Below are 22,262 nucleotides of genomic sequence, written 5' to 3'. Positions count from 1 at the left end.
TCTCTTCTTGCGGCGCAACGCTCGCCTCGCGTAGCGCAGACGCATGAAACGCCTTGCCATTTACTGCGGGTCGGCGACGCCCGCCGACACCACCTACATCGACGCCGCGCGGGAGATCGGGCGTACCTTGGCCGAACGCGGGATCGGGGTCGTCTATGGCGGCGGCCGGCTCGGGCTGATGGGGGCTATCGCCGACAGCGCGCTCGAAGCCGGCGGCGAGGTGATCGGCGTGATTCCGCAGGCGCTGGTCGATGCCGAGGTCGCGCATCGCGGCCTCACCGAACTCCACGTCGTCGACGGCATGCACACCCGCAAAGCCAAGTTCACCACGCTCGCCGACGGCTTCGTCACCATCCCCGGCGGCACCGGCACGATGGACGAATTGTGGGAGGCGCTGAGCTGGGCGCAGCTCGGCTATCACACCGATCCCGTAGGCCTGCTCAACACCGCGGGCTATTACGACCATCTGATCGCCTTCTGGGACAAGATGGCCGAGGTCGGCTTCCTGCGCCCGCAGCACCGCGACCTGCTGATCGTCGCGGACACGCTCGACGTCCTGCTCGACCGCATGGCCGCGCACGTGCCGACGCAGCCGATCATCCGGATGAACGCGTCGGATCTTTAGGCGGTGCCCTCCCCCCTGCCGTTCGTGCTGAGCGCAGTCGAAGCACAGCATCCGGGGCCTGCCCTTCGACTTCGCTCAGGGCGAACGGAAAGGGCAAGTGCCGCGTGACCCACCCCCTCCCCAGCCGAGACGCGATCGTCGCCACCGCGCACGAGTCGATCTCGCGCGGCTCGAAGAGCTTCGCCGCCGCCAGCCGGCTGTTCGACAAACCCACGCGCGAGCGCGCCTGGCTGCTCTACGCCTGGTGCCGCGCGTGCGACGACATCGCCGACGGGCAGGACCACGGCCACGGCATGACCGTTGTCGCCGACGCCCCTGCGCGGCTCGAACGCCTGTCCGCGATGACCGAAGCCGCGCTTGCGGGCCAGATCGTCGGCGATCCCGCGTTCGACGCGCTCCGCATCGTCGCCGCCGAGACTCGGATGCCGCACCGGTTCGCGCGCGACCTGGTCGCGGGCTTCGCGCTCGACGCGCGCGAGTGGCGGCCGCGGTCGGAGGCCGACCTCTACAAATATTGCTACCATGTCGCCGGCGTCGTCGGCTGCATGATGGCGGTCGCGATGGGCGTCGACCCGGCCGACGAGGACACGCTCGACCGCGCCTGCGACCTCGGCATGGCGTTCCAGCTCGCGAACATCGCCCGCGACATCGAGGAGGATGACCGCGTCGGCCGCTGCTACGTCCCCGAGGAGTGGCTGGTCGAGATGGATTTCCCGCCCGGGCAGCACATGAAGCCGCCGTTCCGGTCGCGGCTCGCGGTGTTGACCAAGCGCATGGCGGCGCGCGCCGCCGAGTTCGAAGCGAGTGCGCGCGAAGGCACGCCCGCGCTGCCGTTCCGCTCGGCCTGGGCGGTACTGGCGGCGGCGGGAATTTACGGCGCGATCGGCCGCGAGGTGGCGGCGCGCGGCGAACATGCGTGGGACCACCGCGTCACGACATCGGGGCTGCAGAAGGTCGGTTTCATCGCGCGAGCGGCTCGCGAAGCGGCATCGAGGGAAAAGCTCTATCCCCGCACGCCACGCGACCCTGTATTGTGGACGCGACCCCGGTAGATTCCTTTACCCCGGACTGGTTCCGGGGCCCACCGTGTCGCAAACTCGAGCGGATAGAACGCGCGGAGCAGTGGGTGCCGGAACAAGCCCGGCATGACGAGGGGTTATTACCCCTGCGGCTTAGCCTTGGCCGACACCGCGATCTGCGACCCCGCGGTCCGGCAGTTCGCGCCGATCATCGGATACGGCACGTCGGTATTCTGCGCCAGCTGCGTCGGCAGCGCCGCGCGGCACTGTGCCATCGACTCGTAGCGGGCGGGGACGATCCGGGCCTCGGTGCACTGGACGTTCCCGTCGCCGCAACCCATGATAGCCATGACGTAGAACAGCGGTTCCATGTTCGTCTCCTGTGATGGGTAGAAGCGACGAAACGGCAGGATTGTTCCCCCAACTGCTTTCGCGGCGACTTGACTGCGCCTACATCCGATGCACCGATGCCACCTGACACCACCACTTCGACGCGCGCCGACCAGCCGCTGCTTCCCACGCTCCGGCGGTTCCTGCCGTTCCTGTGGCCGTCGGGGCAGCCGAAGCTGAAGGCGCGCATCGTCGTCGCGATGCTGCTGGTGATCGCGTCGAAGCTGATCCAGGTGTTCGGCGCCGCCTTCACGCTCAAATACGCGGTCGACCGCATGGCCGGGACCGATCGCAGCGCGCTGACGCTCGTCGTGCTGCTGGTGGTCGGTTATGCCGCGTCACGCTTCGGCACGACGTTGTTCGACAATTTGCGCAACGCGGTGTTCGAGCGCGTCGGGCAGGATGCGACCCGCCGGCTGGCCGCGACCGTGTTCCGCCACCTCCACGCGCTGAGCCTCGACTTCCATCTGTCTCGCCGCACCGGCGCAGTCACAAAGGTCGTCGAGCGCGGCACCAAGAGCATCGACACGATGCTCTATTTCCTGCTGTTCAACATCGCGCCGACACTGTTCGAGCTGGTGCTGGTGCTCGGCCTGTTCTGGACGAAGTTCGGCTGGCCGCTCGTCGTCGCCACGGTGGTCATGGTCGTCGGCTACATCCTCTTCACGCGGATGGTCACCGACTGGCGCAACGCGCTGCGCGCACGGATGAACGACCTCGATACCGGCGCAGTCGCGCACGCGGTCGATTCGCTCCTGAACTTCGAGACGGTCAAATATTTCGGCGCCGAGGAGCGTGAGGCGAAGCGCTACGACAATGCGATCGCCGCCTATGCCGAGGCCGCAGTGAAGAGCGAGAACTCGCTCGCCTGGCTCAACCTCGGCCAAGCCGCGATCACTAACGTGATGCTCGCGGGCGGCATGGCCTATGTCGTGTGGCAGTGGAGCCGCGGCACCGCGTCGGCGGGCGACGTCGTGTTCGTGTCGACGCTGCTCGCGCAGCTGTTCCGCCCGCTCGACCTGCTCGGCATGGTCTATCGCACGATCCGCCAGGGTGCGCTCGACATGGCGGCGATGTTCGACCTGATCGACACGCCTGCGACGATCCGCGACGCGCCGAACGCCGGCGTTCTCGCGGTCACGACCGGGCATGTCCGGTTCGAGCATGTCTCGTTCGGCTATGACGCCGAACGCCCGATTCTGACCGACCTGACGCTCGACGTCCCCGCGGGTACGACCTGTGCGGTCGTCGGCCGCTCGGGTGCGGGAAAGTCGACGCTCGCGCGGCTGCTCTACCGCTTCTACGATCTGAACGGCGGGCGGATCACCGTCGACGGGCAGGACATCGCGCAGGTGACGCAGGCGTCCTTGCGCGCCGCGATCGGCATCGTGCCGCAGGACACCGTGCTGTTCAACGACACGATCGGCTACAACATCGCCTATGGCCGCGAAGGCGCCGACACCCCCGAGATCGAGGAGGCCGCGCGCGGCGCCGCGATATCCGCGTTCATCGAACGCCAGCCGCAGGGCTATGACACCCGTGTCGGCGAACGCGGGCTGAAGCTGTCGGGCGGCGAGAAGCAACGCGTCGCGATCGCGCGCACGCTACTCAAGAACCCGCCGATCCTGATCCTCGACGAGGCGACCAGCGCGCTCGACAGCCGTACCGAGGCGGAGATCCTCGAGACGCTGGAGCGCATCGAGCGCGGGCGCACCACGATCGTCATCGCGCACCGGCTGTCGACCGTGGTCCATGCCGACCAGATCGTCGTGCTCGACGCCGGCCACGTCGCCGAGACCGGCACCCACGCCGAACTGCTCCGCCGCGGCGGCATCTACGCCGAAATGTGGGCGCGCCAGGCACAGGAACGCGACGAGACCGCGCTGGCGGCGGAATAAGCGGGGCAGCAACTCTGCCCTCACCCATCACCGCCTTCGGCGTCTCTCCCTCTCCCGTCGAGAGAGGGAAGGGGCCCGCCCGGCGCAGCCGGGTGGGAAGGGTGCGGACAGGCGAGCGCTAGGCTCGCCGCGACGTCCGCCAGTAGAAGAACGAATAGAGCACCGGCGTCGCGACCGTCACCAGTAGGATGGCGATGACGAACGACGCGCGCGTCTCGCCGCGCATCGGCGCTGCGGCGAACACCACCAGCGCGAACCCCGCCGCCATCATGATCCGCCCACCATAGCGATGCGTCGCGATCCAGTTGTCGGGATCGGTAATCGTCCACGGCGTACGGATGCCGACGAAGAAGCCTGGCCGCGATTTCGGCAGCACGTTGCCGAGCGCGACGAAGAACACCCCCATCCCCGCCAGGATCGTCGTCGCGGGCAGCGCGATCCCGAAAGCGGGTCCAGCGACCATCGCCTCGACCAGCGACATAAGCCCGAGCAGCCCAGCCCAGGCGGTCCGGTAGAGCGGCGCAGACTGCGCCAGCTTGTCCTGCAACGGCTCCAGCGACGGCAGCGAGGCCATCACCAGCGATACGAGGATCGTCAGCCCGACCGGCATGAACAAGGCGGTGCCGGCATCGGCAAAGCGGTCCGCCATCCCATCCGCACCCCAATGCGTCGGGAGCTGCGTACCCGCCGGCAGCCGCTCCAGCGCGACCGCGGCGACGACGGCCAGCGCGGCGGCGGTCAGCGCCGAGGCAAATACGAGGTTTCGGTAGCGCATATGTCCCCCTGCGTATCGCCGACGCCCAGCCGGCCCATGAACCCCATCACCACTTCCTCCATCACCGACAGGTCGAGCGAATAGACGATCGACGTGCCCCGCTGTTCGGCCTGGATCAGCCCGGCGGCCTTCAGCTTGGCGAAATGGTTCGACATGGTCGGCTTCGACACCGCGAACGCGTCGGCCAGCTGCCCCGCGGTCATCGCGCCGCGTTTCAGCAGCTCAAGGATGCGGCGGCGCGTCGGATGCGCGAGAGCGTCGAAGACCGAGTCCATGGCGGGATTTTATTAGCGATACGGCTAATTAGCAAGAGAGCTAAGTAATCCCCTTCCGTTCGTCCTGAGTAGGGGCTGAGCGAAGTCGAAGACCCGTATCGAAGGACAGGTTGGCGCGCAGAACCTGTCCTTCGATACGCCATTTCGGCTTCGCTCAATGGCCACTCAGGACGAACGGTAGGAAATCACCCACAGGTCAGCCGCACCTCTTTTTGCCCCTGGTCAAACACGATTCCCGAACACCGGTCGAGCACATCCGCGCCGAGCGTCAGCCGGTCGCGCTTCGGGTCGCGCTTGCCCCTGGCGGTGACGACGATCTCGTCCGGGTCGGGCGGCGGCGCGTCGGCCTCGGGGATCGACGCCGCGCTGCCGACGTCGGCGGTGCGCACGCCGAGCGTCGATATCGCCAGCGGACCGACGGCGAGTGGCCTCGCCAGCGTCATCGTCCGCACCGGCCGCGCGATGCCGAACGCGATCTCGACGGGCACGCTGGTGCCGGCCATGGTCCCGCCCTGCGCCGTCGCGATCAGCGTTGCGGCGTTCGCGGTCACCGTGGTGCGCGGATGATAGGGGTCGAAGCGGACACGCACCGGTTGCCCGCCGATCGTCACCTGCGCGAATTCGCCCGACAGCCGCCCGAACAGGCCGCCCCCGTCGACCAGCGGCAGTGCGACGGTCCGCTCGCCGGCGTGCGGCGCGCGCAACGCGATGCGCACGACGGGTTCGGGCAGTGATCCCGGCCCGATGCTGCCATCGCCGACATTCGCATAGGCGCGCCCGATCCAGCGTTGGTCCTTGCTGTCATGCTTGCGGCTGGGGAAACCGATCCGCCGCTTCACGGCCACCGCGCCGAACGTCATCGGCCTGACCGTCGTCGCCTGCATCGCGCCCTGCCCGCCGACCGCATAGCCGAGGCCCAGCGCCCCGCTCTTCAGCGCGAGCCGCTCTGCGGTGGCAGCGGTGACCAGCACCAGCCCCGGTGCCGCGGGGTCGACGCGCAGGCTCACCGGAGTCCCGTCGATCGTCGCCGCGATCATCCCGCCGACCGGAACGTCGCGGACCGGTGCCACCTTGTCGGCAGCAGCCGCCGCACTGCCCGCCACGAGAAACGCCGCAGCACCGACGCGCAAACCAGAGCCAACCACCATGACGTCTCCACGAAAGGACCCCGGCGTTGTCGCAGGTCGTCTCGCATTCGCAACGACAATCGGGAGGCCCTGCCTGTCGCCTGCCCTCGACGGGAGTGCGTGCGCGCCCTAGATCGCTTGGCAATGCTCGACCCCCTTCCCGATCTGCAGCGCATCTTTGGTTTTCCCGACTTTCGCGGGGTGCAGCGCGACGTCGTCGACCGCGTGCTCGCGGGCGAACGCACGCTCGCGGTGATGCCGACGGGTGCTGGCAAGTCGCTTTGCTACCAGCTGCCCGCGACGATGCTCGAGGGGACCTGCGTCGTCGTCTCGCCGCTGATCGCGCTGATGCACGACCAGCTCCGCGCCGCGACCGCGGTCGGCATCCGCGCCGCGACGCTGACCAGCGTCGACACCAATCGCGAGGAGACGATCGCCCGGTTCCGCGCGGGCGAGCTCGACCTGCTCTACGTCGCCCCCGAGCGTGCCTCGAACGAGAGCTTCCGCAACCTGCTCGGCCAGGCGAAGCTCTCGCTGTTCGCGATCGACGAGGCGCACTGCGTCAGCGAATGGGGCCACGACTTCCGCCCCGACTACCGGCTGCTGCGCCCGCTGCTCGACAGCTTCCCCGACGTGCCGCGGCTCGCACTCACCGCGACCGCCGACGCGCATACCCGCGCCGACATCCTCGACCAGCTCGGCCTGCCCAAGGACGGGCTGATCATCTCGGGGTTCGACCGCCCCAACATCCGCTATGCGATCTCGCCGCGCGACAACGTCAACCGCCAGATCGCCGACATCGTCGCCAAGATCCCCGGCCCCGGCATCGTCTATGCGCAGACCCGCGCCGCGACCGAGAAGCTCGCCGAGGCATTGGGCCGCACCGGTCGCCCGACGCGCGCCTATCATGCCGGGCTCGACCCGCACATCCGCGCGAAGAACCAGGCCGATTTCGTCGCCTCCGAGGACATGGTGATCTGCGCCACGGTCGCGTTCGGGATGGGGATCGACAAGCCCGACGTGCGGTTCGTCGCGCATGCCGGGCTGCCCAAGTCGATCGAGGCCTATTACCAGGAAACCGGCCGCGCCGGCCGCGACGGCGACCCCGCGATCGCGCATCTCTTCTGGGGCGCCGAGGATTTCGCGCGCGCCCGGCAACGCATCGGCGAGGTCGAGCCCGAGCGGCAGGCCGGCGAGCGCACCCGGCTGACCGCGCTCGGCGGCCTCGTCGAGACCGCGGGGTGCCGCCGCCGCATCCTGCTCAAGCATTTCGGCGAGGACCGCGCCGAGGATTGCGGCAATTGCGACAATTGCCTCGGCAATGTCGACGCGGTCGACGCCACCGAGACCGCGCGCAAATTCCTGTCTGCGGTGTTCCGGACGGGTCAGATGTTCGGCGTCGGCTATATCGAGGGTATCCTGACCGGCGTCTCGTCCGAGCGAAGCCTGATGAACGGGCACGAGGCGTTGTCGGTCTACGGCATCGTCGAGGGCGACGAGACCGCGCTGCTCAAGCCCGTCGCACGCGCGCTGATGATCAAGGATGCGCTCAGGACCAACCCGCATGGCGGCCTCGAATTCGGCCCCGCGGCCAAGGCGATCCTCAAGGGCGAGGCGACGGTCTCGATCATCGTGCCGCCCAAACGCGAACGCCGGCGCAAGGCGGCGCCGGGCGCGGTGCCCAACCCGGTCGACGATCCGCTGTTCGAGGCATTGCGCCTGCGCCGCCGCGATCTGGCCAAGGACGGCGGGGTGCCGCCTTACGTCATCTTCCACGATTCGGTGCTGCGCGACATGGCGCGGGTGCGCCCGGCGAGCGGCGCCGAACTCGCGATGCTGTCGGGCATTGGCGCGCGCAAGCTCGACGCCTATGGCGACGCTTTCCTCCAGGTGATCCGGGACTTCGCATGATCCGTACCGTCAACGACAGCCTTTCGGTCGCGCCGCAGATCACGGTCGCCGACGTCGCTACCATCGCCGCGGCGGGGTTCAAGACGATCGTCAACAACCGCCCCGACGACGAGGAATCGGGCCAGCCCTCGGGCGCCGAGATCCAGGCGGCGGCAGAGGCCGCAGGGCTCGCCTATGTCGCGATTCCCGTGACGCATGCGGGCTTCTCGCATCCGCAACTCGACGCGATGGCCGAGGCCCTCGTCGAGGCCAAGGGGCCTGTGCTCGCCTATTGCCGCTCGGGCACGCGCAGCTGCAACCTCTGGGCGCTGGCCGCCGCCAAGTCCGGCCGCAACCCCGACCTGCTCGTCGCGCAGGCCGAGGGCGCGGGCTACGACCTAAGCACCATCCGCACGATGCTGGACGCGCTCGCAGGACCGCGATGAACTGGATCGTGCCGGCCGCGGGTGCGGCCGCGTTGGTGGTGCTGGGCGGGGCCGGCGTTACGTGGCGCGCGCTGCGTCGCCCGGTGCGGATCGACACGCCAGAGGAAGTCGCCGAGGCCACCGAAGCTGCCTTGCGCGGCTTCGCGGTCCGCGGTGCGGTGGTCGGCGCCGACGGCCAGGGCGCGCTCGCGATGAGCGGCGACGGCCGCGTCGCAGCGGCAAGGCGTCTGCGCCGCCGGCTCGTCGTCCGCGAAGTCGCCTGGCGCGACATCCGCTCGACCGCGGGCGGCATCCTCGTCGAGACCAACGACCGCGCGCTCGGCGCGGTGACCCTGACCGGAATCGACGTGCTCGATATCCGGCGGCTGGCGCCCTGAGGTTTTCGCGGGGGCGTTGGGATTCGCGAAAGGGCCAAGCCGCCCCCGTCATGCTGAACTCGTTTCAGCATCCAGATGTCCGCGAGCGCAGCGCTCGCAGATGAGACGCATCGCCCGCCGCCCGGTGGATCCTGAAACGAGTTCAGGATGACGGCGTGGGTGGGGCGGACCGCGAGCCGGAGCCAACTCGACCGTCCTCATCGCTCCACCTCCCCACATCACTCCGCCAAAAAAAATGGCCCGGTACGTTGCCGTACCGAGCCAAGGTCGTCCGCAGGAGGAACGTCGGTGGGGTGCGGGCGCTTTCGGCCCGCTCCCGATCAGTTATAGGCGCGCTCGCCATGCTCGCCGATGTCGAGACCCTCGACCTCGACTTCGGGAGAGACGCGCAGACCGGTGACTGCCTTGGCGATGAGGATCGCGATGACCGTGCCGACCGAGGCCCAGACGATCGTCGTCAGCACCGCTTCGATCTGCACCAGCAGCTTCGCACCCATCGCATAGTCGGCGGCACCCGGGCCGCCGAGCGACGGCGCGTAGACGATGCCCGTGCCGATCGCGCCGATCATCCCGCCGATGCCATGGATGCCGAACGCGTCGAGGCTGTCGTCATAGCCGAGCTTGGGCTTGAGCTTCGACACCGCGAGGAAGCAGACGATCGAGGCGACGGCCCCCAGCACGATCGCGCCGAACGGACCCGAATTGCCCGCCGCCGGGGTGACCGCGACCAGCCCTGCGACGATGCCCGAGCAGAAGCCCAGCGCCGAACCCTTGTGCCCCGAGAGCTTCTCGGCGAGCATCCAGAACAGGGCGGCCGAGGCGGTCGCGACGAAGGTGTTGATCATCGCCAGGCCTGCCGAGCCATTGGCTTCGAGCGCCGAGCCGGCGTTGAAGCCGAACCAGCCCACCCAGAGCAGCCCGGTGCCGATCCCGGTCATGACCAGCGAGTGCGGCGCCATCGGCTCCTTCGGGTATCCGATGCGCTTGCCGAGGAAGAGCGCGGCCACCAGCGCCGAGACGCCGGCGTTGATGTGCACCACGGTCCCGCCGGCGAAATCGAGCGCGCCCGCCTTGAAGAAGAAGCCGCTCGATGCCCACACCATGTGCGCGATCGGGAAATACACGATCGTCAGCCACACCAGCGCGAACACCATCACCGCCGAGAACTTCATCCGCTCGACGACCGAGCCCAGCACCAGCGCGATCGTGATCGCCGCGAACGTCATCTGGAAGCAGATGAACACGTATTCGGGGATCTCGACGCCCGCGGTGAAGGTCGCCGCCTGGCTGGCGGGCGTGACGCCCGCGAGGAACGCCTTGTCGAGGCTGGAGACGAAGTTGCTGAGGAAGCCCGACGACACGTCGGGACCAAAGGCGAGGCTGTAGCCGTACATCACCCAGATCAGCATCGCGAGACACGCGACCGCGCCGATCTGCGTCATGGTCGACAGCATGTTCTTCGACCGCGTGAGGCCACCATAGAACAGCGCGAGACCCGGCAGGATCATCATCAGGACGAGCACCGTCGACGTCATCATCCAGGCGGTATCGCCCTTGTTGACGGTCGCCACGACGGGTGCGGCGGCGGCTTGCGCCCATGCGGGGGCGGCGGCGACCATCGTCGCCCCGAGCCCGACGGCCAATTTCAATGCGTGCTTCATTCTGTCCCCCCTCAGAGCGCGGAATCGTCGGTTTCGCCGGTGCGGATGCGCACCGCCTGTGCGACGTCGAGCACGAAGATCTTGCCGTCGCCGATCGCGCCGGTGTTGGCCGAGGCCTGGACCGTCTCGACGACGCGGTCGGCGAGGTCGGAGGCGCAGACCACCTCGATCTTGATCTTGGGCACCATATTGGTGCTGTACTCGGCGCCGCGGTAGATCTCGGTCTGGCCCTTCTGGCGCCCGAAACCCTTGACCTCGGTGACGGTCATGCCGGCGACCCCGATTCCCGTCAGCGCTTCGCGGACCTCGTCCAATTTGAACGGCTTGATGATGGCAATGACGAGTTTCATCGCGCCCCCTTCCCCAGTTGCACGGCTGCTGCGTCGCAACGATCGTGCCAATCGCGCGCACGAGGGCGTTGGGCGGTCGGTTGGGGCAAAACGGGGTGAGGTCGCGGTAAAAAATCGGGCAGCGTAACGAAACTGCCTTAAATTGAGGCAGCCCTAGGGCGCGATCGTTGGCACGCGCAGCGGCAGCCCGTCGATGCTGTGCGTATGCTCGGCCCATTCGGCGAGGCGATCGGCCCGGCTCTGGTTGCTGTGGTATTTGGACAGCGTCTGGCGTTCGCGCTCCAGCGTCATGACCGGCACGCCCCAGCCGCAGCTCGTCTGCACCTGGTCGACCGCGATCACGAAGATCTGCCGCGTGCCCGGCAGCGGCGTGAACCGCGTATATAGGGCATCCCACTCCGCATCCTGCGGCAGCACCGCGCGCCCCCGGCCATAGATCCGAAAGATCAGCGCCGGCCGGTCGAACGCGCAGAACATGATCGTGATGCGCCCGTCGGCGGCGAGATGCGCCTGCGTCTCGTTCCCCGACCCGCCGACATCGAGATATGCAACGCTGTTCGCATCGAGCACGCGGAAACTGTCCATCCCCTTGGGACTGAGATTGATCCGCGCATCGGGCGCCGCGGTCGCGACGAAGAACACCGCCTGCCGCGCGACGAACGCGCGGTGATCGTCGTTGAGCGCGTCGAAGAATTGCATGGGGACCGCTCCGATTGACGCGCGTCGATCACGCGCATAGCCTGTGCGCATGAAACAGGATGTGATCCGCGCGAGCAAGCGCAAATCCGTCAACCTCTCGATCGATCCCGACGTCGTCGCCGCCGCGCGCGATGCCGGGATCAATCTGTCGCGCGTGACCGAGGACGCCTTGCGCGCTGCGGTAAAGACCGAGCACGAACGACGGTGGAAGGCCGAGAACCGCGACTGGATCTCGGCGCACAACGCATGGATCGACGAAAACGGGATCCCGCTGTCCGACCTCGAAACGCTCTGAATGGCGCAGTTCAACGTCTACCGGATCGAAGGCTACGGCCTGGTTGTCGACTGCCAGAGCGATCTGCTCGATGAAATGGGCTCGCGGGTCGTGGCCCCGTTGCGCGATCCGGAGGATCCATCGGTATCAAAGTCCCGGCTAAACCCGCTCGTGATGCTGGACGGCATCAGCTACCGGGTCGGCACGCAATTCCTTCGCGCTGTGTACAGGCGACAGTTGGGTAGCAGCGTTGGTTCGTTGCAAGTCCACGAATACGAGATCAAAGGCGCCATCGACTTCCTGGTCAACGGCTTCTGAGCGCAAACCTCGACTAAAGAAGGTGTTTTCACGCAAAGCCGCGAAGACTCAACGATGTCCCGCCCGGAACGGGCGCTGTCTCATACCCATCGAGGCTCGGAAGGTCGCTTCGCGACGAACGCAACACCTTCGTCTTCGCGGCTTTGCGTGAACCAACCTTCCTACCGCCCCGGACGACGGGAGATCAGGCCGCAGCAGTCCCGCCGACCGTCAGCCCGTCGACCAGCAAGGTCGGCTGCCCCACGCCCGCCGGCACGCTCTGTCCCGCCTTGCCGCACATCCCGATCCCCTCGTCGAGCGCGAAGTCGTTGCCGATCCCCCGCACCCGCGTCAACGAGCTCGGCCCGTCGCCGATCAGCGTCGCGCCCTTGATCGGCGCGCCCAGCTTGCCGTCCTCGATCAGATACGCCTCGGTGCAGCTGAACACGAACTTCCCCGACACGATGTCGACCTGCCCGCCGCCGAACGCCTTGGCGAAGATGCCCTTCTTGACGCGGGCGAGCAGCTCGGCCGGATCGTCCTTGCCCGCCTTCATGAAGGTGTTGGTCATCCGCGGCATCGGCGCGTGCGAGAAGCTCTCGCGGCGGCCGTTGCCGGTCGCCTCGACGCCCATCAGCCGCGCATTGAGGCGGTCCTGCATATAGCCCTTGAGGATACCATCCTCGATCAGCACGGTCTCGCGCGTCGGTGTGCCCTCGTCGTCGATCGACAGCGAGCCGCGTCGGTCGGGGAGCGAGCCGTCATCGACCACGGTGACGCCTTCGGCCGCAACCCGCTCGCCGATCCGCCCCGAAAACGCGCTCGTGCCCTTGCGGTTGAAATCGCCCTCGAGCCCGTGGCCGATCGCCTCGTGCAGCAGGATGCCCGGCCAGCCGTTTCCGAGCAGCACGGTCATCTCGCCCGCGGGCGCTGCGATCGACTCGAGATTGACCAGCGCCTGGGCCAGCGCCTCGTCGATCGCGCGGTTGTAGGTCTCGGGGCTGAACAGGTCGTCGTAGAGATACCGCCCGCCGATCCCGTAGCTGCCGGTCTCGCGGCGGCCATTCTGCTCGGCGACGATCGTCACGTTCAGCCGCACCAGCGGCCGCACGTCGGTCGCGACGAAGCCGTCGGCGCGGACGATCTCGACCACGCTCCACGTCCCCGACAGGTTGACGGACACCTGCGCGACGCGCGGGTCGCGCGCGCGCGCGGCGGCGTCGATCGTCTGGCAGAGGTTCACCTTGTCGGCGAACGGCACCAGGTCGAGCGGATCGGCGGCAGTGTAGAGATGGCGGTTGGTGCCCTGGGGCGGGCCGGATTTCGTCGCCGTGCTCGGCTCGATCAGCGTCATCGTCTCGGCCGCGCGACGGATCGCCGCCGGCGTCATCTCGTTGGCGTGCGCGAACGCGGTCATCTCGCCCGACACCGCGCGCAGGCCGAAGCCCGACGTCGTGTCATAGCTCGCGGTCTTCAGCCGGCCGTCGTCGAAGCCGAACGCTTCGGCCTTGCGATACTGGAGATAGAGTTCGCCGTCATCGGCCTGGCCCAGCGCCTTGGCGGTGAGGGCCTGCGCCTGTTCGGGATCGAGCGTGCGGTAGAGGAACGAGCGGGGATCTGCAGCTATCATGCTGCAGATATAAGAGCCTTAACGGCCCGCGCCATCCCCATGGTCGCGCAAGGTCGCCTGGTCGACGCCGTCGGCGGCGCCGCCGATCAGGATGAAGCGGCGGTCGCAATAGCCGCAATCGACATAGCCGGTCTCGTCGATCTGCAACCAGACGCGCGGATGGCCGAGCGCTGCGCCGCCGGGAATATCGCTGGCGCCGTCACAGGCAACGCGGGCGTGGGAGACGCGGGTGGTTTCGAGCGGCGGATGCATGGGCTGCGGATAGCGTCATGCGGCCGATGAAGAAAGAAGGATTTTGTTCGCGCAGAGGCGCGGAGGACGCAGAGGTCTTTCGCCCGGAACGGGCTTCGTACGCGCAACTCACGGATGAAACGGTCGCTTCGCGACAAGGACAGGCATCTCTGCGTCCTCTGCGCCTCTGCGCGAACCATTCTGCCACCGTGGGGATGACCTTCCCGACGCCTCCCGCTATGGCGGAGCCATGACCGAAGCCGCGATCGCCATCTCGAATCTCTGCAAGACCTATGCGGGCGGCAAGCGCGCGCTCGACGGGGTGACGTTCGACGTGCCCCGCGGCCAGATCTTCGGGCTGCTGGGGCCCAACGGCGCGGGCAAGTCGACGCTGATCAACACGCTCGCGGGCCTCGTCAACAAGACCGACGGCACCGCATCGATCTGGGGCTTCGACATCGACGCGCACCCGCGCAACGCCAAGGCGTCGATCGGCATCGTCAACCAGGAGATCCTGTTCGATCCGTTCTTCTCGCCGTTCGAGACGCTCGAGATCCAGGCCGGCCTCTACGGCGTCCCCAAGGCGAAGCGCCGGACGATGGAACTGCTCCGCGCGGTGCATCTCGAGGACAAGGCGCATGCCTATGCGCGCACGCTGTCGGGGGGCATGAAGCGGCGCCTGATGGTCGCAAAGGCAATGGTGCATTCGCCGCCCGTCCTCGTGCTCGACGAGCCGACCGCGGGCGTCGACATCGAACTCCGCCAGCAGCTCTGGTCGTACGTCCGCAGCCTCAACGCCGCGGGCGTCACCGTGGTGCTGACCACGCATTACCTCGAGGAAGCCGAGGAGTTGTGCGACCGGATCGCGATCATCAACAACGGCCGCCTCATCGCCAACGAACCGACGCGCGAACTGGTCGGCAAGGCGCAGGAGAAGATCGTCGCGGTGACCGTCGACCGCGACGTGACCGACGTGCCCAGCAACATCTGCTTCCGCAAGATCGCGCTGAAAGGCGCGCGCACGCTCGAGATCACCTACGCCAAGGACCGCGTCAACGCGGGCGAAGTGCTCGCCGCGATCCAGGGCAGCGGATTCGGCATCGTCGACGTCTCGACCAAGGAACCCGATCTCGAGGACGTGTTCCTCAGCCTCACCCGGGCCGCCAACGCGGCCTGATCGGCGCGCGATGCTGCTGCTGTTCAACAAGCCCTACGACGTCCTGTCGCAGTTCACCGACGAGGGCAGCGGCCGCAAGACGCTCGCGGAGTTCATCACCGTGCCCGGCGTCTATCCCGCGGGGCGGCTCGACCGCGACAGCGAGGGTCTGCTGCTGCTGACCGACGACGGGCGTTTACAGGCGCGGATCGCGGACCCGCGGTTCAAGACCGAGAAGACCTATCTGGTGCAGGTCGAGGGCGAACCCGGCCAGACGCAGCTCGATTCGCTCCGCCGCGGTGTCACGCTCAAGGACGGCCCGACGCTCCCCGCCGAGGCCGAGCGGATCGATCCCCCCGCCTTGTGGCCACGCGATCCGCCGATCCGCGTGCGGAAAAGCATCCCCGACAGCTGGCTGACCCTGACGATCCGCGAGGGCCGCAACCGCCAGGTCCGCCGCATGACCGCCGCGGTGGGGCTGCCGACGCTGCGGCTGGTGCGCTGGCGGATCGGCGCCTGGTCGCTCGACGATCTCGCGCCCGGAACGTGGCGCGAGGCATGAGTCGCTAGCGGCTGCCGTCCAGGATGTTCAGTGCCTTGCGCCGCACATAGGCGCGGTTGTGGTCGCTCAGCGTCCCGCCGTCATTCGCGAGCAGTACCGCCGCCTCCTCGCGCAGCGCGATCGCCCGCCGCAGCTTCTGCGCCCGCATCGTCGGCGTGTCGTTGGACCGGACATAGTTGAACACCCCGTCCAGCCGACGCGCCGTGTCGAACGCGGGAGCCGGCGGCATGCTCGGCTGGAACGCCTGCGCCTCGACCAGCGCCGGCGTGCCGATCAGGAGTAGGGAAACCAGCAGTTTCATCGCGCGCTCCTCGTCGGAAGAACACACAGGATACAGGGCTCGCTCACGACGAACCAGCCCGATACTGATCGATTTCGATGCTTATCCGGTCAGACGCCGCGGTCCGATAATCCCGGTTGCGCCTGCCGCGCCGCACGCAGCACGATCAGGAAGATCGCCAGCCCGATCACCCCGACAGCGCCACCGAACTGCCCGGCCCGGGCGCGCTGACGAACAGGCTGCCCGTCCCGGCCAACGACCTTACACGGTACGAGCGGCTACGACGTCTTGATCCCGTAGCGTGCATATTGCCGGTCGACGCTCGGCATCATGCGCCGCGCCAGGGTCAGGTCGCGCGCCGCATCCGCCTCGCGGTGGAGTTGCCGGAGCACGACGCCGCGCAGGAAATGCGACGGCGCCTGTCCGGGCGCACTTGCCAGCACCGCGTCGAGATCGGCGAGCGCGTCGTCGTACCGGCCCATCCGGTACCAGATCAGCGCGCGGCTATCGAGCGCAGCGCTGGTATCGCTGCTGAGCTCGATCGAGCGCGTGCAGTCCTTGAGCGCGGTATCGAGCATCACCGACCGGATGCCCTTGGTCCAGCACCGCGCATTGAGCAGCGACGGCGACCCGGGCTTCTCCGCGATCAACGCATCGTACAGCGCCAGCGCGTCCGCCGCGGTGCCGAACTCCGACACCATGCTGGCCTTGGCCTGGCGGTACGAATCGCGCGTCGTGCCGCCGATCGCGATCCGCTCGTCGAACAGCGCGACCGCACCGGGAAGGTCGCCGCGTTCGGCCTTCATCGTGGCGATCGCGTTGATCGCTCCCGGCGACGACGGATCGAGCGCCCGCGCCGCCTCCGCATCGGACGCCGCCGCCGTCAGGTCGTCGAGCGCATAGAAGGTATCGGCGCGTGCGAGATACAGGTCGACCGACGGCGCGATCGCGATCGCGCGGGTCAGGTCGGCCAGCGCCCCGCGGCGGTCGGCGATCCCGTTCAGCAGCGAGGCCCGGCTGGTATAGCCGCTGGTCCCGTCGGTATCGTCGGCGATCGCCTTGGCGAACACGGTGCGTATCGCCTGGACCTGCGTGGCGCCCGCCGGATCGACCCGGTCGATATCCCAGCGCCGGCGGGTATCCGCCGGTGCGACGAGCCGCGGCGCCCGCGCCTTGGCGGTCGCAAAGGCGTCGCGCTCGGCGGGCAGGCGCGCGGCCGGGATCTCGCCGCCGAGCGAATCGATCCGTTCGTCGAGCGTGAAGACGCCGCCCGCCAGGCTGGCGGTGCGCGCCACGTCATACCCCGCGACGCGGGCCTTGAGATCGGGCACGCCCTCGATCGCGAACCCGCGGCCGCCATCGGGCAACCGCAGGCGCAGGCGATAGCGCATTCCCGCCGGCTGGGTCACCGCGACGGGGATTGCCGCCCAGCTGGTCTTGCTGCGATCGGGCGCAAAATTCATCTGATCGACCAGCCGGGTCACCCCGCGCTTGCGCAGCCGATCCTCGGTGCGCCACGCGGTGCCGACCACGCCGTGCGCCTTCAGCGTCACGGTTCCCGCCACCGGATCGGGCAGGATCGACGCGTCGCTGAACTGCGCCTCGCCGATGAACCCCATCAGGAACTGGCCGACCGCGTCGCGCTGCTCTTTCTCCGCCATCTGGCTCTTGGCGAGCGTCAGCATCGACGCGGGCGGTCCCTGCACCACCGCGGTGGCGACGAAGGCGCTGGGCAGGTCGACGCTGGCGCTCTCGTCGGCATCCACCGTCAGGTCGACGATCGGGCGCGCGTTCGGATGCGTTTCGAGTGTGACGAGCGTCGCACCCGCCGCACTGATCGGCAGGACATGGCCGACGCCCGGCGTGTCGTGGATATCGCTCAGCCGCGATCCCGATGCCGTGCCGTCCAGCCACAGCGTCTCGCCGCCGACCCTGGCGCGAACGAAGACGTGGTTGAACGCCGCCGCGCTCGGCAGTCGTTCGGGCACCAGGTCGCCCATCCCGACATTCGCGAGCACCGGGTCCGCCTCGATGTCGAGCGCGTGCAGGATCGACAGCAGCAGCACGGTCTTCGCCTTGCAGTCGCCGTAGCGCAGGTCCCAGGTCTTGGCCGGCTTTTGCGGGACGTAATTGCCGCCATCCATCCCCACCGCGAGATAGCGGATCTTGTCCTGCACGAGTTCGAGCGCACGTTGCGCACGACCGATCGGCGACGCGTCCGCCGCCTTGATCGCGGCGACCTCGCGCGCCAGCGGGCTGCCGGGCGCGATCGTGCCGTCGGTGGCGTAGAGCGGCGCGAAGGTCCGCGACACATCGGCCCAGTCGGCGAAGGTCGCCACTTCGAGCATCGGTTCGTGGCGATAGCGGCCGGGTGGGTCCTCGGGCATCTCGGGCTGCTTCGCGGCCGGCAGGGCCAGGGTGAGCTCGGCATATTGCCCGCGGCGGACGGGCGCGGCGGTCACGCCGGTCGCCAGCAGCTTCCAATGCGGCGCGGCGGCGACCGGCCACGACACTTTGACGCGGGCGAAGCCGACCTGCGCCGGCGCGGCGACGATCGGCGCGACGTCCTGCACCCGGCCGCCGAGCGCGTCGTCCTTCGAACTCGTCGACGAGCGCAGCCGCAGGATATCGCCGACCTGCAGCCCCTCGACCGCCATCGTCGCGGTCAGCACGCCGGTCAGCATCCGCTGCTCGAGCGATTCCTCGCGGCGGATCACGGTGAACTTCTGCCCCTTGGCCAGCAGGTCGATCCGCTCGGCACCGCGCTGGATCGACAGCTCGTGGATCGTCAGGTCGCCCTTGTCGGGCGCCCAAGGCAGGACGAGCGTGGCCGCCTGTGCGAGAATTTCGGGCGACGTGATCCGGGTCGCGCCGTCACTGTACGACCAGAGCCGGCCATTCTCGATCCGCTGCTGGATGTCGAAGATGACGATCGGCGACGCGGTCGTACCGGCCTTGGTGACCTCGGCGAGCGAGACCGGCACGACCCAGGCCGGCGCCGGCTGGTAGAGCGGCAGCTCTCCGGCACGGACGGGCGTCGCCCCCGCGACGAGAACGGATATCGACGCCGCACGCAAATATAGTCGCAAATTCCGCCCCCACGGTATCCTGTTACGATAGCAATATCCTAGAATCGTTGCAGAACCAGCCTCAATCTGCGCGCCCTGCTGGTGCTGTAACCGGGTGAAATCGACTGGCCTTCACGCCGCTCGTCGTCCCCCCTGTCCTACAGCCCCGCTTTTATGCGAAGGCGGCGGAATGCAGGATCGTCTCTTCGCCCGTCGCATCAGCTCACCGCGCCCGTCGGCGTCCATGGCGACCTGTCGCACCGGCGCAAAACGGCGTCATCGTCTCAACATTCTCAACATTCGCGGCGAGGCGCCGGCAATCCTCGGTACCGGACCGGAGACGAGCGCATGACCAGCGACATCCTGATCGTCGGCTCGGGCGCCGCTGGGCTCACCGCGGCGCTCAACCTGGCGGATCGCTTCACCGTCACCGTGCTGGCGAAGGGCGCGATGAACGAGGGGTCGACCGCCTGGGCGCAGGGCGGGATCGCCGCGGTGCTCGAACCCGGCGACCGGTTCGAGAACCATGTCGAGGACACGATGGTCGCCGGCGCCGGCCTCAACGACCGCGCGATCGTCGAGATGGTGGTCGAGGGCGCGCCCGCCGCGATCGAGCGGCTGACACAGCTCGGCGTCCCCTTCGAGACCGAGGGCGCCGAGGGCAAGGGGGCGCTCCACCTGACGCGCGAGGGCGGGCACAGCCATCGCCGGATCGTCCATGTCGCCGACGCCACCGGCTGGGCGGTGCAGGAGGCGCTGCAGCGCGCGGCCGAAGCGCACCCGAACATCACGCTGGTCCCCAACCAGGTCGCGATCGACCTCGCGACCAGCCGCCACGAGCGTCGCTATTCAGGCGCCGGCCATGTCTGGGGCGTCTATGCGGTCGACAAGGTCACCGGCAGCGTGAACCTGTTCACCGCGCGCGCGACGATCCTCGCGACCGGCGGTGCGGGGCGCACCTATCTCTTCTCGACCGCGCCACGCGGCGCGACCGGCGACGGAATCGCGATGGCGTGGCGCGCAGGCTGCCGCGTCTCCAACATGGAAATGATGCAGTTCCACCCGACCTGCCTCTATAATCTGGAGGTGAAGAACTTCCTGATCACCGAGGCGGTACGCGGCGAAGGCGGTCGGCTGGTCAACCCGACCACCGGGCGGCGGTTCATGGCCGATTACGATCCCGAGCGGATGGAACTCGCGCCCCGCGACGTGGTCGCCCGCGCGATCGACGCCGAGATCAAGCGCGACGGGCTTGACTATGTCCATCTCGACATCAGCCACATGCCCGCGGACTTCATCCGGCACCACTTCCCGAACATACACGACAAGCTGCTCGGGCTCGGCATCGACATGACGACGGGGCCGATCCCGGTCGTGCCGGCGCAGCATTACACCTGCGGCGGGATCGTCATCGACGAACACGGCAAGACCGACCTGCCCGGCCTCTATGCGGCCGGCGAATGCACCGAGAGCGGGCTCCACGGCGCCAACCGGCTGGCCAGCAACTCACTGCTCGAATGCTTCGTGTTCGGCGAGGCCGCGGCGGACAGCATTGCCGAGGCCTGGGACAGCCTGCCCGTCCCGCCGCCGATCCGCCCCTGGGACGAAAGCCGCGTCACCGATTCCGACGAGGAGGTCGTGATCCAGCAGACCTGGACCGAGATCCGCCGCTTCATGTGGAATTATGTCGGCATCGTCCGCACCACCAAGCGGCTGGAACGCGCGCAGCACCGCATCAAGCTGCTGACCGACGAGGTCGCCGAATATTACCAGCATTTCCGCGTCACGCCCGACCTGATCGAGCTGCGCAACCTGCTCCAGACCGCCGATCTGATCGTCCGCAGCGCGCTGCACCGCCACGAAAGCCGCGGGCTGCACTATACGCTCGATTATCCCGACATGTTGCCCGAGGCGGTCGACACGGTGCTGGTCCCGTGACGCCCTCCTTCTCCTGCCACCGATGATCAGCCGAACCACTGGCCCCGCATCGCGCGCGCTTCGTCGCAGCAGCGGGAACCTTTGGTTTCGTGCGATGACTCAACGGGTAAGGATGGCCCCGGCACGGTCGGGGCACTTCTACGCATGGTTTCGGTGAGTTTCGCGCGTTTCATGACAACGGCCGGCCTGGCGCTCGCGCTCAACGGTTGCGGCACGTCCTCGCGCCCGGCGCAGAGCGCGCACGCACCGGCGGTCGAGCCCGCGGTCAGCGTCTCGATCCCCGTGCCGCCCCCCGCGCCCCGCGTCTCGCGCGCCGCACCGGCACAGCTCGCCGCGACGATCGACGCGCTGCACCGCGGCTTCGCGGGCAAGGCCGGGATCGCGATCCGCGCGGTCGACGAGGGGTGGACGGTCGAGGCCGGCGGCCGCCTGTCGCTGCCGCAGCAATCGGTCAGCAAATTATGGGTGGCGATCACGCTGCTCGACCTGCGCGACCAGGGCAAGGCGCGGCTCGACGAACCGATTCTGGTCCGTCCGGAAGACCTGACGCTGTTCCACCAGCCGATCGCGATGCTGGTGAAGGGCGCGGGCTACCAGACCACGGTCGGCGACCTGCTGACCCGCGCGCTCACCCATTCGGACAACACCGCCAACGACCGGCTGCTGACCTTCGTCGGCGGGCCCGGCGCGGTCCGCGCGATGATCGAGCGCAAGCGATTGGGCGACATCCGCTTCGGCCCCGGGGAACGCCTGCTGCAGGCCAGGACCGCCGGGCTGACCTGGCAGCCCTCCTATGCGGTCAACAACGGTTTCCTCACCGCACGATCGCGGCTGTCGCCCGCGGTGCGCGCCGCCGCGCTCGACGCCTATGTCGCCAACCCGCCCGATGGCGCAGCGCCGATCGCGATCGCGGATTCGCTCGCCCGGCTGGCGCGCGGCGAGCTGCTCAGCGAAACCTCGACGCGGATCCTGCTCGACACGATGGGCGCCTCGGTCACCGGCCGCGCCCGCCTGCGCGCCGCACTGCCGCCGGGCTGGACGATCCAGCACAAGACCGGCACCGGCCAGGATCTCGGCGCGCGCAACGCCGGCTTCAACGACGTCGGCCTGCTCACCGCGCCCGACGGACGCCGCTATGCGATCGCGGTGATGGTCGGCGACACGCTCCGCCCGATCCGTGAACGCCAGCAGTTGATCCAGTCGGTCGCCGCCGCGGTCGCGAGTCACGCGGCGATGCGGAACTAGTCAATCCTCCCCCGCCAGGGGGAGGTGGCACCGAAGGTGACGGAGGGGG

23 protein-coding genes are annotated in these 22,262 nt (G+C 68.4%); 12 read left to right on the top strand and 11 right to left on the bottom strand.

Annotated features, from left to right (window positions below; genetic code table 11):
• Positions 1–43 precede the first annotated feature (43 nt).
• Both FSB78_RS16570 and FSB78_RS16565 read left to right on the top strand, forming a co-directional pair.
• On the top strand, positions 44–625 hold the full coding sequence (locus FSB78_RS16570; RefSeq protein WP_147083652.1) for an LOG family protein: 582 nt from the start codon (positions 44–46) through the stop codon (positions 623–625).
• A gap of 104 nt (positions 626–729) precedes the next feature.
• Complete coding sequence (locus FSB78_RS16565; RefSeq protein WP_147083651.1) at positions 730–1,677, top strand: phytoene/squalene synthase family protein; 948 nt, start codon at positions 730–732, stop codon at positions 1,675–1,677.
• A 107-nt stretch (positions 1,678–1,784) separates the two neighbouring features.
• On the opposite strand, the gene FSB78_RS16560 is transcribed toward FSB78_RS16565, so the two are convergent.
• On the bottom strand, positions 1,785–2,015 hold the full coding sequence (locus tag FSB78_RS16560; protein WP_147083650.1) for a hypothetical protein: 231 nt from the start codon (positions 2,013–2,015) through the stop codon (positions 1,785–1,787).
• A gap of 96 nt (positions 2,016–2,111) precedes the next feature.
• Here FSB78_RS16560 and FSB78_RS16555 point away from each other — a divergent pair, with 96 nt between their 5' ends.
• A complete protein-coding gene (locus FSB78_RS16555) occupies positions 2,112–3,932 on the top strand; it encodes an ABCB family ABC transporter ATP-binding protein/permease (RefSeq protein WP_147083649.1) in 1,821 nt (606 codons plus the stop codon).
• Positions 3,933–4,050: 118 nt separating this feature from the next.
• On the opposite strand, the gene FSB78_RS16550 is transcribed toward FSB78_RS16555, so the two are convergent.
• The 3 genes from FSB78_RS16550 to FSB78_RS16540 form a co-directional block, all read right to left on the bottom strand.
• Entirely contained in the window at positions 4,051–4,707 is a 657-nt protein-coding gene (locus FSB78_RS16550; protein ID WP_147083648.1) for an SdpI family protein, read from the bottom strand.
• A complete protein-coding gene (locus FSB78_RS16545; RefSeq protein ID WP_147083647.1) occupies positions 4,671–4,982 on the bottom strand; it encodes a metalloregulator ArsR/SmtB family transcription factor in 312 nt (103 codons plus the stop codon). Before FSB78_RS16545 ends, FSB78_RS16550 begins: the two co-directional genes overlap by 37 nt.
• A gap of 185 nt (positions 4,983–5,167) precedes the next feature.
• Entirely contained in the window at positions 5,168–6,130 is a 963-nt protein-coding gene (locus FSB78_RS16540; protein WP_147083646.1) for a hypothetical protein, read from the bottom strand.
• Between the two features lie 123 nt (positions 6,131–6,253).
• Between FSB78_RS16540 and recQ the strand changes: the two genes are divergently transcribed.
• The 3 genes from recQ to FSB78_RS16525 are packed head-to-tail and all read left to right on the top strand — an operon-like array spanning position 6,254 to position 8,822.
• A complete protein-coding gene (gene recQ / locus FSB78_RS16535) occupies positions 6,254–8,020 on the top strand; it encodes a DNA helicase RecQ (protein ID WP_147083645.1) in 1,767 nt (588 codons plus the stop codon).
• Positions 8,017–8,445 (top strand): protein tyrosine phosphatase family protein, encoded by a 429-nt coding sequence (locus FSB78_RS16530; protein ID WP_147083644.1) that lies wholly within the window; start codon positions 8,017–8,019, stop codon positions 8,443–8,445. The genes recQ and FSB78_RS16530 overlap by 4 nt, the downstream gene beginning before the upstream one ends.
• The gene (locus tag FSB78_RS16525) at positions 8,442–8,822 is read left to right on the top strand and encodes a hypothetical protein (protein ID WP_147083643.1); all 381 of its coding nucleotides are present in this window, start codon (positions 8,442–8,444) and stop codon (positions 8,820–8,822) included. Before FSB78_RS16530 ends, FSB78_RS16525 begins: the two co-directional genes overlap by 4 nt.
• A 320-nt stretch (positions 8,823–9,142) precedes the next feature.
• Here FSB78_RS16525 and FSB78_RS16520 read toward each other — a convergent pair whose 3' ends face one another.
• From FSB78_RS16520 to FSB78_RS16510, 3 genes are all read right to left on the bottom strand, one after another.
• Complete coding sequence (locus FSB78_RS16520; RefSeq protein WP_147083642.1) at positions 9,143–10,483, bottom strand: ammonium transporter; 1,341 nt, start codon at positions 10,481–10,483, stop codon at positions 9,143–9,145.
• Between the two features lie 11 nt (positions 10,484–10,494).
• On the bottom strand, positions 10,495–10,833 hold the full coding sequence (locus tag FSB78_RS16515; protein ID WP_147083641.1) for a P-II family nitrogen regulator: 339 nt from the start codon (positions 10,831–10,833) through the stop codon (positions 10,495–10,497).
• Between the two features lie 153 nt (positions 10,834–10,986).
• Positions 10,987–11,532: a pyridoxamine 5'-phosphate oxidase family protein gene (locus FSB78_RS16510; protein WP_147083640.1), complete on the bottom strand. Its 546-nt coding sequence runs from the start codon at positions 11,530–11,532 to the stop codon at positions 10,987–10,989.
• Between the two features lie 49 nt (positions 11,533–11,581).
• Between FSB78_RS16510 and FSB78_RS16505 the strand changes: the two genes are divergently transcribed.
• On the top strand, positions 11,582–11,827 hold the full coding sequence (locus FSB78_RS16505; RefSeq protein WP_147083639.1) for a type II toxin-antitoxin system CcdA family antitoxin: 246 nt from the start codon (positions 11,582–11,584) through the stop codon (positions 11,825–11,827).
• A complete protein-coding gene (locus FSB78_RS16500) occupies positions 11,828–12,124 on the top strand; it encodes a CcdB family protein (RefSeq protein ID WP_147083638.1) in 297 nt (98 codons plus the stop codon). It abuts the gene before it with no gap.
• 184 nt (positions 12,125–12,308) lie between these two features.
• Here the strand turns inward: FSB78_RS16500 and tldD are convergent, their stop codons facing one another.
• Positions 12,309–13,733 carry a metalloprotease TldD gene (gene tldD / locus FSB78_RS16495; protein ID WP_147083637.1) on the bottom strand — a complete coding sequence of 475 codons (1,425 nt, stop codon included), beginning with the start codon at positions 13,731–13,733 and terminating at the stop codon, positions 12,309–12,311.
• Positions 13,734–13,751: 18 nt separating this feature from the next.
• Positions 13,752–13,985 carry a zinc-finger domain-containing protein gene (locus FSB78_RS16490; protein ID WP_147083636.1) on the bottom strand — a complete coding sequence of 78 codons (234 nt, stop codon included), beginning with the start codon at positions 13,983–13,985 and terminating at the stop codon, positions 13,752–13,754.
• A 229-nt stretch (positions 13,986–14,214) separates the two neighbouring features.
• Here FSB78_RS16490 and FSB78_RS16485 point away from each other — a divergent pair, with 229 nt between their 5' ends.
• Complete coding sequence (locus tag FSB78_RS16485) at positions 14,215–15,141, top strand: ABC transporter ATP-binding protein (protein ID WP_147083635.1); 927 nt, start codon at positions 14,215–14,217, stop codon at positions 15,139–15,141.
• A 10-nt stretch (positions 15,142–15,151) separates the two neighbouring features.
• Complete coding sequence (locus tag FSB78_RS16480) at positions 15,152–15,682, top strand: rRNA large subunit pseudouridine synthase E (RefSeq protein ID WP_147083634.1); 531 nt, start codon at positions 15,152–15,154, stop codon at positions 15,680–15,682.
• Positions 15,683–15,686: 4 nt separating this feature from the next.
• Here FSB78_RS16480 and FSB78_RS16475 read toward each other — a convergent pair whose 3' ends face one another.
• Positions 15,687–15,983, bottom strand: a complete 297-nt coding sequence (locus tag FSB78_RS16475; RefSeq protein ID WP_147083633.1) for a hypothetical protein — start codon at positions 15,981–15,983, stop codon at positions 15,687–15,689.
• A gap of 257 nt (positions 15,984–16,240) precedes the next feature.
• Positions 16,241–19,051, bottom strand: coding sequence for a DUF3857 domain-containing protein (locus FSB78_RS16470; protein WP_242008355.1), 2,811 nt, complete (start codon positions 19,049–19,051; stop codon positions 16,241–16,243).
• A 327-nt stretch (positions 19,052–19,378) separates the two neighbouring features.
• Between FSB78_RS16470 and nadB the strand changes: the two genes are divergently transcribed.
• Both nadB and FSB78_RS16460 read left to right on the top strand, forming a co-directional pair.
• Positions 19,379–20,968 carry an L-aspartate oxidase gene (gene nadB / locus FSB78_RS16465; protein ID WP_147083632.1) on the top strand — a complete coding sequence of 530 codons (1,590 nt, stop codon included), beginning with the start codon at positions 19,379–19,381 and terminating at the stop codon, positions 20,966–20,968.
• A 171-nt stretch (positions 20,969–21,139) separates the two neighbouring features.
• A complete protein-coding gene (locus FSB78_RS16460; RefSeq protein WP_147083631.1) occupies positions 21,140–22,213 on the top strand; it encodes a serine hydrolase in 1,074 nt (357 codons plus the stop codon).
• The last annotated feature ends 49 nt before the right edge of the window (positions 22,214–22,262 follow it).

This window comes from Sphingomonas ginsenosidivorax, assembly GCF_007995065.1.
GTDB lineage: Bacteria > Pseudomonadota > Alphaproteobacteria > Sphingomonadales > Sphingomonadaceae > Sphingomonas > Sphingomonas ginsenosidivorax.
Note: the sequence above shows the minus strand (reverse complement) of the source record. Positions and strands in the feature narration are given on the sequence as shown.